This window comes from uncultured Blautia sp., from assembly GCF_902497045.1.
Lineage (GTDB): Bacteria > Bacillota > Clostridia > Lachnospirales > Lachnospiraceae > Blautia_A.
In genome coordinates, this window is record NZ_CABVDF010000069.1 from 1 (window position 1) to 12,436 (window position 12,436).

General features: G+C 43.8%; 12 protein-coding genes. 2 read left to right on the top strand and 10 right to left on the bottom strand.

The window, feature by feature from the left end; all coding sequences use genetic code 11:
- Both RDS42_RS06870 and RDS42_RS06875 read left to right on the top strand, forming a co-directional pair.
- Nucleotides 1-847, top strand: an 847-nt coding sequence (locus tag RDS42_RS06870; protein ID WP_308782982.1) for a FadR/GntR family transcriptional regulator, incomplete at its 5' end; no start/stop codon positions are given.
- Nucleotides 816-1,451: a DUF3786 domain-containing protein gene (locus tag RDS42_RS06875; protein ID WP_308782983.1), complete on the top strand. Its 636-nt coding sequence runs from the start codon at nucleotides 816-818 to the stop codon at nucleotides 1,449-1,451. The genes RDS42_RS06870 and RDS42_RS06875, both read left to right, overlap by 32 nt.
- Nucleotides 1,452-1,489: 38 nt before the next feature.
- Here RDS42_RS06875 and RDS42_RS06880 read toward each other — a convergent pair whose 3' ends face one another.
- The 10 genes from RDS42_RS06880 to tig all read right to left on the bottom strand — a co-directional run bounded on the left by RDS42_RS06880 (nucleotide 1,490) and on the right by tig (nucleotide 12,375).
- Nucleotides 1,490-2,659 carry a cation diffusion facilitator family transporter gene (locus RDS42_RS06880; RefSeq protein ID WP_308782984.1) on the bottom strand — a complete coding sequence of 390 codons (1,170 nt, stop codon included), beginning with the start codon at nucleotides 2,657-2,659 and terminating at the stop codon, nucleotides 1,490-1,492.
- A gap of 171 nt (nucleotides 2,660-2,830) precedes the next feature.
- On the bottom strand, nucleotides 2,831-3,571 hold the full coding sequence (gene truA, locus RDS42_RS06885) for a tRNA pseudouridine(38-40) synthase TruA (RefSeq protein ID WP_308782985.1): 741 nt from the start codon (nucleotides 3,569-3,571) through the stop codon (nucleotides 2,831-2,833).
- Nucleotides 3,568-4,371, bottom strand: a complete 804-nt coding sequence (locus RDS42_RS06890) for an energy-coupling factor transporter transmembrane component T (protein WP_308782986.1) — start codon at nucleotides 4,369-4,371, stop codon at nucleotides 3,568-3,570. Before RDS42_RS06890 ends, truA begins: the two co-directional genes overlap by 4 nt.
- Complete coding sequence (locus tag RDS42_RS06895; RefSeq protein WP_308782987.1) at nucleotides 4,364-5,251, bottom strand: energy-coupling factor transporter ATPase; 888 nt, start codon at nucleotides 5,249-5,251, stop codon at nucleotides 4,364-4,366. The genes RDS42_RS06890 and RDS42_RS06895 overlap by 8 nt, the downstream gene beginning before the upstream one ends.
- Complete coding sequence (locus tag RDS42_RS06900; protein WP_308782988.1) at nucleotides 5,242-6,087, bottom strand: energy-coupling factor transporter ATPase; 846 nt, start codon at nucleotides 6,085-6,087, stop codon at nucleotides 5,242-5,244. The genes RDS42_RS06895 and RDS42_RS06900 overlap by 10 nt, the downstream gene beginning before the upstream one ends.
- Before the next feature lie 11 nt (nucleotides 6,088-6,098).
- Nucleotides 6,099-6,707 (bottom strand): ribosome biogenesis GTP-binding protein YihA/YsxC, encoded by a 609-nt coding sequence (yihA, locus tag RDS42_RS06905; RefSeq protein WP_308782989.1) that lies wholly within the window; start codon nucleotides 6,705-6,707, stop codon nucleotides 6,099-6,101.
- Nucleotides 6,708-6,726: 19 nt separating this feature from the next.
- Entirely contained in the window at nucleotides 6,727-9,045 is a 2,319-nt protein-coding gene (gene lon / locus RDS42_RS06910) for an endopeptidase La (RefSeq protein WP_308782990.1), read from the bottom strand.
- An 18-nt stretch (nucleotides 9,046-9,063) separates the two neighbouring features.
- On the bottom strand, nucleotides 9,064-10,371 hold the full coding sequence (clpX, locus tag RDS42_RS06915) for an ATP-dependent Clp protease ATP-binding subunit ClpX (RefSeq protein ID WP_308782991.1): 1,308 nt from the start codon (nucleotides 10,369-10,371) through the stop codon (nucleotides 9,064-9,066).
- 87 nt (nucleotides 10,372-10,458) lie between these two features.
- Nucleotides 10,459-11,040 (bottom strand): ATP-dependent Clp endopeptidase proteolytic subunit ClpP, encoded by a 582-nt coding sequence (gene clpP / locus RDS42_RS06920; RefSeq protein ID WP_308782992.1) that lies wholly within the window; start codon nucleotides 11,038-11,040, stop codon nucleotides 10,459-10,461.
- Between the two features lie 48 nt (nucleotides 11,041-11,088).
- Nucleotides 11,089-12,375, bottom strand: coding sequence for a trigger factor (gene tig / locus RDS42_RS06925; RefSeq protein WP_308782993.1), 1,287 nt, complete (start codon nucleotides 12,373-12,375; stop codon nucleotides 11,089-11,091).
- Between the last annotated feature and the right edge of the window lie 61 nt (nucleotides 12,376-12,436).

Consider the following 12,436-nt stretch of genomic DNA (forward strand, 5'->3'; position numbering starts at 1 on the left):
AGGCATATTTTACAAAATAATGAACCCATTATTGACGTATCTGCCAAAAAAAGGTACACTACAAAAAATACATATTATATTTGGAGACGTTATGGAGAAAACCATTAAAAATAATCAATCTAAAAATACAAGTCTTGCGAAAACCATCGCCGATCAAATAAATGATTATATTCAGAAGCAGAATTTGAAACCCGGCGACCGTATTGAAACAGAGTTAGAAATGGCAAAAAAACTAAATGTCAGCAGAGGAACTATTAGAGAAGCTGTCAAAATCCTTGTGTCCAGAAACGTTCTGGAAGTACACAAGGGCTCTGGAACTTATATTTCCAAAAAAAAAGGAATCACAGAGGATCCCCTTGGTTTAAGCTTTATTACTGATAAGAAAAAACTAACCTGGGATCTTCTGGAATTCCGTATGATGGTAGAACCTCAAATTGCATTTCTGGCTGCACAGAATATTACTTCCAGTCAAATTAATTTATTAGAAAAACTCTGTAATCAAGCCGATTTTCTCTCCTCTCAAGGGCAGATTCGCGCAGAAGAAGATGTGGAATTTCATATCTGCATTGCAGAAGCCAGCGGAAATCTGGTTGCTCCCAATCTTATTCCCATCATCCGCAAAGCTACCGAACTGTTTATTCAATACACTGGACGTGAAAAAGCGCCCGAAACAGTTGCCCGACACAGAGATATCCTGGAAGCATTAAAACAACACGATGCTTCCTGGGCAAAAGAAATGATGACCATGCATTTAACCTTCAACCGACAGATTCTTCGCAAAACTATCTTCCATACAGATAAAAAAGGAGTTCCCAATGAACAAGAAAAATCTCTCTTCCAACTATGATCTTCAGGTAGATATCGGAAAAAAAATTTTTATGGAATATGACCAGGAAATGCTGATCCGGCGGTTTCATCTGACCGCAGACGAAATGTGGATCTATCTGGATTATCTCCACACTCCATACCGGATCAGCCGGAAGACCGGACAGATACAGGAAAACCTCACAGAAGATATATGGAGAGAATGCCGCCGTTACGACACTGTAATGACCATCTATGATCTCTTATGTTATCCCAAAACAGAAACAGCTCCCGGATTATCCGGAAGCTGGTGTCCTGTTAGTAAATTTGCTGTTATGGGAGGCCCTGATGCTCTGGGCTTTTCTCAAAAATATGCCGTTCTCTTTCAGAATCATATCCAGCAACTGCAAAAAGCATGTGTATCTCTTGGAGGAATCCCTCAAAAATCCTTTGCCGGTGCAGATCTCACCTGCATGATTCCAGTCACTTCCTACTTTCCCGTACTGCTTCAGTTCTGGGAAGGGGATGAGGAATTTCCGCCTAAGCTGATGCTGCTGTGGGATGAAAATTCCATGGCGTTCCTTCATTATGAAACCACCTATTATCTTCAGGGGGATCTTCTTGAACGGCTGAGCCAGAAACTCTGAGCTTCTCCTGTTTTGCAGTTTCATACTACTGTGAAAGATCAGTAATACTCATGATCGATCTGGATCACCGGAAAATATTTGCTTCCGGGAATTTTTCGGATCTTATCCTTCAGACTGTTTATAATCTCATTATCTGTACTGCTGCACCCACTTGGCACAGACACATCGAAAATCAGGTTTGTGCTGGTAGGGCCTTTCACCATGCGAAAATCATGCATACTGAACATTGGATCTATTTCCCGCACGATATCATTTACTTTTTGCCGCATTTCCACCACTTCTTCATCATTGGTCACAATCGGATCCATATGAATGGTAGCTGAACAATGCAGTTTTTCCTGAAGTTCATTTTCAATATGATCAATCTGTTCATGAATAGCCTGGATATCACCTTCTGAATCTACTTCCACATGAAGGGAGATCATCAAACGCCCCGGACCATAATCATGAACAATCAGATCGTGAATTCCATAAACCAGATCATGAGATACTACAATCTCATGAATCTCGTCAATAAACTCCTCCTTTGGCGGCTGTCCCAGAAGAAGATCCATAGTCTCTTTAATGGTAGATGCTCCGGTATAAAGAATAAAAAGTCCTACCAGAACACCAAACCATCCGTCAAGAAGAAGGCCTGTATACTGGCTGATAAGAGTTGCTGCAAGCACAAGTGCTGTGGATATGGTATCACTTAAGCTGTCCATGGCCGTTGCATGCATGGCAGCGCTTTCAATTTTTTTCCCTACTGCACGGTTATAATAAAACATATATACTTTTACAAGAATAGATGCAGCCAGTATGCCAATGATCAACGGACTGCTCTCAACCGGTTCCGGATGAAACAGTTTTTCTACTGAGGATTTCACCAGTTCAAATCCCATGATCAGAATGGCTACCGAAACCAGCAGACCGGAAATGTATTCCATCCTTCCATGTCCGAAAGGATGCTCCGGATCCGGTTTCTGTCCGGAAATACGAAATCCGATTAAGGTAATAATGGACGATCCTGCATCTGACAGATTGTTAAATGCATCCGCAGTGATCGCAATGGAACCACTTAAAAATCCTGCAGTCCATTTTCCCAGAAACAGCAGAATGTTCAGACCGATACCTACCGCCCCGCAAAGTGTTCCATAGGACTGACGGACAGCAGGTGAAGTATAATTTCGTCTGTCCTTGATGAATAAAGAAGCCAACAATTCAATCATATAATCTCACATCTCCTCTTTCCTCATTTATTTCCTGTAAAACATTAAACTCGATTTTAGCACATTCTCCCTCAGAATTCCATATACATTTATACAGAAAAATATGCAACAGGACACACTCCCTCAGGATTTCTGCCCCATTGCACATTTAATAGCTGTTTTTTATTCTGTTCAGTCAAAAAATTCAATTCCCATTAAAGTCAGTCCATGAGCCGGAGCCGTAGGTCCGGACACAGATCTGTCACAGGCATCCAGAATATCACGGACACGTTCCGGCGGATACTGTCCGTTTCCTACCTGTATCAGCGTCCCGGCAATGATCCGCACCATGTTATACAGAAAGCCTTCTCCTGAAACCCTGATCGTAACAATATCTCCATCTCTCCATACATCGATCCCGGTCACTGTACGGATTGTTGATTTTACCTGAGCTCCTGTTCCGCAGAAGCTGGCAAAGTCGTGACGTCCGATCAGATAGGAGGTTGCCTCCTGCATCTTTGCCACATCCAGATTATAATGGTAAAAGTACGAATAAAGACGCTCTGTGGGAACCGGAAACTTCCTGTTCAGTATCCTGTATTCATATGTTTTTTCACTGTCACAGTACCTTGGATGAAAATCCGGTTCTACTTCCTCCGATAGCTGGATCCGGATATCCTCAGGAAGTCTCTGGTTTAATGCATAAGATATTTTTTCTCCCGGTATCCTTGTATTGGTATCAAATACCGCTACATTTCCCAGTGCATGAACTCCTGCATCTGTCCGGCTGGCGCCTATAGTCTCTATCTTTTCTCCCAGGAGCTCTGACAAGGTATCATTCAGCACACCCTGAATGGTGATGCCGTTAGGCTGAATCTGCCAGCCGCAGTAATTTGTGCCGTCATAGGCAACTACAAGTCCTACTCTTTTCATATTCCCACCACCCGAAATGTAATGGCAACAGCCAGATAAGCTGCCAGGATCAAATATGCTGCATGATCTCTTTTTTCGTAACAGAGAGGTTTCATCTGTGTTCGATGTTCCCCTCCATGGTAACAGCGTGCTTCCATAGCCATTGCAAGATCGTTGGCTCTGCGGAATGCAGAAATAAAAAGAGGCACCAGAAGAGGAACCATATTTTTCACCTTCTGGATCAGATTTCCATTTTCAAAATCCGCGCCTCTGGCAATCTGGGCTTTCATGATCTTATCCGTTTCTTCCAACAGGATCGGAATAAAACGAAGAGCGATTGACATCATCATTGAAATCTCGTGAACCGGAACATGAAGTCTGTTTAACGGACGGAGGCCTCTTTCCAGCCCGTCTGTAAGCTGGTTCGGAGTAGTTGTCAGCGTCATAAGAGAGGAACCGATCACCAGATAGATCAGACGAATTGCCATCCTTACCGCCAGAGAAATTCCCTCTTTCGTCATTTTCAGGAATCCCAGTTTCCAGATCACCTCTCCCGGAGTCAGAAATATATTAAAGAGCATAGTAATAATAAGAATTACAAAAATTGCTTTCAAGCCCTTAAAAATAAATTTCACAGGAACTTTTGATATTTTGATCAGAGCCGCCAAAAATATCGTCGCTACCGCATAGCCTGGTATCGTATGAAATAAAAATACTGAGATAATAAATATCAGCGTACCCATCAGTTTTGTTCTCGGATCTAATCTGTGAAGAATCGAGTCTGCCGGATAATACTGACCGATGGTAATATCTCTAATCATCTTTCCGTCCTCCCTTCAAAAGCGGAGAACCTGCTTCCTGCAGTGCTCTCAGAATATCTTTCCCAGCTTCCTCCACTGTGGTTGCATTCGGATCTACATCCAGTCCCTTCTCTTTCAGCGCATGCATGATATAAGTGATCTGAGGTGCGGCAAGTCCCATGGTTTCCAGCTCCTGATAGTGCGCAAAGACATTTCTGGGTGTATCGTCAAAAGCGATTTCTCCATGATTGACCACAATCAGTCTCTCCACATATTTAGCCACATCCTCCATACTGTGAGATACCAGAATGATCGTAATGCCACGAACCTTATGAAGTTCCGCAATCTGATCAAGTATCTCATCTCTTCCCTTTGGATCCAGTCCTGCTGTAGGCTCATCCAAAATCAGGATCTTAGGGTTCATGGCAAGAACTCCGGCTATGGCAACTCTTTTTTTCTGACCTCCAGAAAGTTCAAATGGAGATTTGCTGAAATTTTTTTCTTTAAATCCAACCTGAAGCAGTGCTTTTTTTGCTTCCTCTTCTGCTTCTTCCCTGCTCATTCCCTGATTCATAGGTCCAAAACAAACATCAGAGAGTACATCACTTTCAAAAAGCTGATGTTCCGGATACTGAAATACAAGTCCTACCTGACTTCTCAGGCTTCTCCTGTCGTATTTCTCAGCCCATACATCCTCTCCATTATAAAGAATTGTTCCTGATGTCGGCTGGATCAGAGCATTCAGATGCTGGATCAGCGTAGACTTTCCACTGCCTGTATGACCGATCACTCCGATAAACTGTCCGTCAGGAATATTCAGATTAATGTCCTTCAGCGCATGGATTTCATATGCCGTTCCCGGGCTGTAGGTATATGTTATATTTTTTAACTCTATTGACATAAGGCATTCACCAGTTCTTCCGTAGTAAGGATCCCATCCGGAAGATCAACTCCGGATTTTTTCAGTTCATGTGCAAGAAGCGTGACCTGAGGCACATCCAGTCTGTATTTTTTAAGAGTTTCTACCTGAGAAAAAATCTCTTTTGGTGTTCCCTCCATCACTACATGTCCTTCATCCATAACATAGACATGGTCTGCATTAATAACCTCTTCCATATAATGAGTGATCAGAACAACGGTTACCTTTTCCTGTTTATTCAGCTGGTGTACTGCATCCAGTACTTCTTTTCTTCCATTTGGATCAAGCATCGCCGTAGGTTCATCCAATACAATGCACCGGGGGCGCATTGCCATAACCCCGGCTATGGCAACTCGCTGTTTCTGACCTCCGGAAAGCTTATTTGGAGAATGATGACGATAAGCGGTCATTCCTGTTTTGCTCAGGCTTTCTTCCACTCGTTTCCAGATATCCTCTGTAGGCACGCCCATATTTTCCGGTCCGAATCCTACATCTTCCTCTACAATCGTACCAATGATCTGGTTGTCCGGATTCTGAAACACCATTCCCGCTTTCTGGCGTATTTTCCACAGCTCCGGTTCCTTCAGCGTATCCATGTTATCGATCCAGACGGTACCTTCCGTAGGAAGAAGAAGTGCGTTGATATGTTTTGCAAATGTAGATTTACCGGATCCATTATGGCCAAGGATCGCTACAAACTCTCCCTCCTGGATGTCCACATTGACATCATCTACAGCTCTTTGTGTTTCCTGGACATTGCCGTCATCATCATATTTAAAATAATCAAATCCAACTTTTAAAGCTTTGATGATTCCCATTTTTTATCCTTTCAGACTTCTTCTGCATGCTCTTCTGTTCCTGTCAGAGAGTCGATCAGCTCCCAGATTTCTTCTCTTCCCTGTTTCGTTTCTGCTGAATATGCGATCACTGAAGTTCCTTTTTTTACCTGAAGCCCCTCACGAACCATTTTCAGATGCTTCTGAACCTGGCTTCTTTTCAGCTTATCCAGCTTTGTGGCAATGATAATCGGTTCATAGCCATTATGAAGGATCCAGTCATACATCTGTCTGTCATTAGCAGAAGGCTCATGACGGATATCAATAAGAAGGAAAACTGCTTTCAGATTTTTAGAAGTATGGAGATATTTTTCGATCATTTTTCCCCATTTTTCTTTTTCCGCCTGAGAAACTTTTGCGTATCCATATCCTGGAAGATCCACAAGATACATTTCTCCGTTAATCTTATAAAAATTAATGGTCTGGGTCTTTCCCGGCTGTCCGCTGGTACGTGCCAGAGATTTCCGGTTCATCAGTCCATTGATCAGGGAGGATTTCCCCACATTGGATTTTCCTGCAAATGCAACCTCCGGCATTCCTGTATCAGGAAGTTTGCTGGTAACACCGCACACAATATCTAACTCTGCCTGTTTAATAACCATTGGTTTCCTCTCTGTTTCTTTAAGCTCTGGTCAGTGCCCGATGGAGCACTTCATTCATATTTTCCACAAAAGAGATCTTCAGTCCATGAAGGATCTCGTCATCCATCTCTTCAATATCTGCTTTATTCTCTGACGGAACAAGGACTTCCTGTATTTTGGCATATTTTGCAGCAAGAAGTTTTTCCTTCAGACCGCCGATAGGAAGCACACGCCCTCTGAGAGTGATCTCTCCTGTCATTGCCACATCTGCCCTTACGGGCTTTTTCACAATAGCAGACAGCATGGCTGTTGCCATAGTGATACCTGCGGAAGGTCCGTCTTTCGGAACTGCCCCCTCCGGGATATGTATATGAATATCATTTTCCTGGAAAAATTCAGGTCTGATATCGTATTTTTCAGCTACGGAACGAATGTAGGAAATCCCTGCCTGTGCAGATTCCTTCATCACATCGCCAAGCTGGCCTGTCAGAACGAGTTCACCTTTTCCCGGCATGACATTTACTTCTATCTGAAGCGTATCTCCGCCTGCCTGCGTCCAGGCAAGTCCTCTGGCAATACCGATCTCATCCTTTTTGTTTGCCATTATATAAGAATAACGGCTCTTTCCAAGGAATTTTTCCAGATTTTTTGTAGTGATCTTCACTTTTTCCTGATGGTTTTCCATGATCTCTCTGGCTGATTTACGACAGATCTGCCCGATTTTTCTTTCCAGATTACGAACTCCTGCCTCTCTGGTATAAAGATTGATGATCTTGCGAAGAGCCGGCGTCTGAATGACCAGACTGCCTTTTGGAAGACCATTGATCTCCATCTGCTTTGGAATCAGATGTTCCTTGGCAATATGTTCTTTTTCATTTTCTGTATATCCAGAGATCTCGATCACTTCCATACGGTCCAGCAGAGGCCGCGGAATCTCCTGCATATCATTTGCGGTAGCAATAAACAGTACCTCTGAAAGATCCTGCGGAACCTCCACGTAATGATCGTTAAATCTGCTGTTCTGCTCCGGATCCAGGACTTCCAGGAGCGCTGCCGAAGTATCTCCCTTATAGTCGCTGCTGGTCTTGTCTATCTCATCCAAAAGCATCAGTGGATTACTGACTCCTGCCTGCTGAAGAGCTGCTGTGATCCGTCCAGGCATGGCTCCTACATAAGTTTTTCTGTGTCCACGGATCTCTGCCTCATCCCGGACACCGCCCAGACAAATTCGAACGTATTTCTTATGAAGCGCTTCTGCCACAGATCTTGCTATAGAGGTCTTACCGGTTCCCGGAGGTCCTACCAGACAAAGGATCGGACTTTTACCACCTTTTGTGAGACTGCGGACAGAAAGGAATTCCATGATTCTTTCCTTTACGTCTTTCAGTCCGTAATGTCCTGTTTCCAGGATCTTCCACGCTTCTTTCAGATCTTCGGAATCCTGAGATCTTTTATTCCATGGAAGACTGAGAAGTGTTTCGATATAGGTACTTAAGACAGCACTTTCTGCTGCGCTGCTGCTCATGGATCTGAAGCGGCTGATCTCTTTGGAAATCTTATCTTTTACCCCTTTTGGAGCATCCAAATCTTTCAGCTTTTTTCGATATTCTTCTGCAGTATCTGATGTATTTTCTTCTCCAAGTTCTTCCCGGATCAGTTTCATCTGTTCCCGGAGAATGTACTCTCTCTGATTCTTATCAATCCGAGTCTTTAATTTCTTCTGAAGTTCCTGACCCACTTTCAGAATCTCAATCTCATTCTGTAAAATAGCTCCCAGAACCTCATAACGATTTTCCAGAGTCAGCGCCTCCAGAAAATTCTGCCGGTTCTGCCATGTCAGCGGGATATTTACAGAAATCTGTGTGATCAGTTCTTCCAAATCTCCGATATTCAAGATCTGCACTGCCAGTTCTCTGCTGACTTTACGACTGTCTCTGCTGTACTGCTGAAACAGTTCACTGAGACTTCTGTGCATCGCTTCCTTTATATTTTCCCCATACTGATCTTTGTCTGTTTCGATCACTGCGATCTCCGCATTGAGAAAAGGCTCTTCCTGGGTCAAAGACAGTAATGCTGCTCTTTCCCTGCCTTCTACGAAAACACGCAGAAGATCGTGGGGAAGCTTTATGACCTGTTTGATATATGCGATAGTACCCACCTTGTAAAGCTGGGAAAGACCTGGTTTCTCAACCTCAGGGTCTTTCTGGGTAATAAGAAAAATTTCCTGTTCATGAAGCATTGCTGCTTCTATTGCTTTGATAGAACGCTCCCTGCTTACATCAAAATGGACGATCATATCCGGCAGTATCGTTGTTCCCCGAAGGGCGATCGCCGGTAACGTATTAACTGACTGCGTCATTTATGTTCATTTCCTTCCTCAGGCAGTTTCTGGTCTGCCTTTCTTTCTGGAACGTGGATTTCTTCTCCCTGCAGCCTGCTCTGCTGCTTCTTCACGGATGATCTCCGGTTCTCCGGTTCCCTCCACAGTCTCTTTCGTAATGATCGCCTTGCGGATGGTGCTGTCTGAAGGCGCTTTATACATAAGATCCATAAGAGAGGTCTCCATAATAGAACGAAGTCCTCTGGCTCCGGTTTTACGTTCCAGAGATTTCTTTGCAACAAGCTCCAGTGCCTCATCCTGGAAGTCAAGTTCTACGCCATCCAGTTCAAAGAGCTTGTGATACTGCTTGGTAAGAGAATTCTTTGGTTCCCTTAAAATACGGATTAGTGCTTTTTCATCCAAACCGTCCAGTGTAACTACTACCGGGACACGTCCGATAAATTCAGGGATCAGACCGAATTTCACAAAATCCTCCGGCATAACCTGCTTCAGCACTTCTCCTACATTTCTTTCCTGCTTCGATGATACTTCTGCGCCAAATCCGATAGATTTTGTATCCTGTCTTGACTCAATGATCTTTTCGATGCCGTCAAATGCACCTCCACAGATAAACAGGATATTTGTAGTATCAATCTGGATAAATTCCTGATGAGGATGTTTTCTTCCTCCCTGAGGCGGAACACTTGCAACAGTACCTTCCAGAATCTTCAAAAGTGCCTGCTGTACGCCTTCTCCGGATACATCACGGGTGATCGATGCATTTTCAGACTTTCTGGTAATCTTATCGATCTCATCAATATAAATGATTCCGTACTGTGCACGTTCAATATCATAATCTGCTGCCTGAATGATCTTCAGAAGAATATTCTCCACATCTTCGCCTACATAGCCGGCCTCTGTCAGAGAAGTAGCGTCTGCAATAGCAAAAGGCACGTTCAGAAGGCGGGCAAGAGTCTGTGCAAGAAGTGTCTTACCGGAACCGGTAGGACCCAGCATCAGGATATTGCTCTTCTGAAGTTCCACATCCAGGTTTCTTGCTGCTGTAATTCGTTTATAATGGTTATAAACTGCTACGGACAGAGCTTTTTTCGCATCTTCCTGACCAATCACATAATCGTCCAGGATTTTATGGATCTCTTCCGGTTTCAGCAGATTGATCTCGCTGTCAAAAGTTTCTTCCTGGCCATAAGGAGCCAGTTCCTCTTCCATGATCTCTGCACAGATCCCAATACACTCGTCACAGATAAAAACCCCATCCGGGCCTGCGATCAGTTTGCGTACCTGATCCTCGGATTTATTACAAAAAGAGCATCTGACTTTTCCGTCTCTTATCTTATCTGCCATGGATATTTCTCGTTTCCTTTCTTTTTGATATGCTGAGATAAAAGCAAGATAAGACTCCCTGTTAGAGGAGTCTTTTCTTTCGTCTTTTTATTTATGCTCGACAACGCCGTCGATCAGTCCATATGCTTTTGCTTCTTCTGCAGTCATATAATTATCGCGGTCTGTATCCTTTTCAACCACTTCAAGAGGCTGACCTGTATTTTCTGCCAGCATCTCGTTCAAAGTCCTCTTAGTCTGCGCAATGTGATCTGCCACAATCTGGATTTCTGTAGCCTGACCCTGCGCACCGCCAGAAGGCTGATGGATCATAATGGTAGAATGCGGCAGAGCAAATCTCTTGCCCTTAGTTCCGCCTGCCAGAAGGAATGCCCCCATGCTGGCTGCCATTCCAAGACAGATAGTGGATACATCGCATTTGATATATTTCATAGTGTCATAGATCGCCATGCCTGCGGTGACAGATCCTCCCGGGCTGTTGATATAAAGCTGGATATCCTTGTTCGGATCCTCAGCCTCCAGGAACAGAAGCTGTGCCACAATAATGCTGGCGCTCACATCATTGACTTCCTCACCCAGGAAGATAATCCTGTCTTTCAGAAGTCTGGAATAAATGTCGTAGCTTCTCTCTCCCCTGCTTGTCTGCTCAATGACATAAGGTACTAAACTCATATATATGCCTCCATTCGTCGCGTCACAGTGGATGTTTAAGATGTCCGCTTACGCTTCCTTTGCCTCGTCTGCTACAAGAGTAACTGCTTTCTGTACAGCCATGTCTTTCTTCATCTGCTCTAATTCACGGTCTCCAAGAAGCTCTTTTAATTTGTCAGCTTCCATTTTGTACATCTCAGCCATCTTGCTGATCTCTTCATTTACTTCTTCCTCTGTAGGCTGGATGTTCTCAACCTCAGCGATCTTCTCAAGAACCAGTCTTGTCTGGATTCTCTTAAGTGCCTGCGGTTTCATCTCTTCCTGCATTTTCTCTACAGTCATTCCTGTAAACTGGAAGTACTGCTCCATAGTAAGACCCTGGGACTGCATTCTGGATGCAAAATCATTGATCATCTGACGAACCTGGGTGTCTACCATAGCGTCCGGAATTTCCATCTGTGCATTTTCGATTGCTTTATCTACTGCTGCATTTTCTTTTTCAGCGCGTGCTTCTTTTTCTTTTTTCTCTGTCAGGTTTTTCTTAATGTCTTCTTTATACTCTGCAAGAGTATCAAACTCAGAAACGTCCTGAGCGAAATCGTCGTCAAGCTCCGGAAGTTCTTTTGCTTCTACTTTCTTCACATCACACTGGAATACAGCTGCTTTGCCTGCAAGCTCTGCTGCCTGATACTCCTCCGGGAAAGTTACATTTACTTCTACATGGTCTCCGGCTTTTGCACCAACCAGCTGATCCTCAAATCCCGGGATAAAAGAACCGGAACCAAGTGTCAGCGGATAATCTGTACCTTTACCGCCTTCAAATGCAACTCCGTCTACAAATCCTTCAAAATCGATAGTTGTGATGTCGCCGTTCTCTGCTCCGCGATCCTCAACAGTTACTGTTCTGGAGTTTTTCTCCTGCTCTTTTTTGATCTCAGCGTCAACATCCTCGTCTGTTACTTCTGTTTCAGACTTCGGCACTTCAAGACCCTTGTAATCTCCAAGAGTTACTTCCGGTTTCACAGCTACTTCAGCAGTAAAGATAAATGCTTTGCCCGGCTCTGCCTGAACTACATCGATCTCCGGCTGGGAAACGATCTCAAGATCACACTCCTCAAGTGCTTTGCTGTAGTGCTCCGGAATAAGAGCGTTTGCGGCGTCCTCAAGGAAGATTCCCTTTCCGTACATCTGCTCGATCATTTTTCTCGGTGCTTTGCCTTTACGGAAGCCAGGGATAGCAATTTTTCCCTTAGCTTTCTGATATGCATTCTGCATTGCCTTGTCTAAGTCCTCAGCAGAAACCTCGATAGTCAGTTTCGCCATGTTTTTTTCCATTTTTTCTACCTGTAAACTCATGTTTCCTGTTCCTCCTTAAATTGTCAGGTTCTGATTCTATTTTTTATATATTTTCTCTATA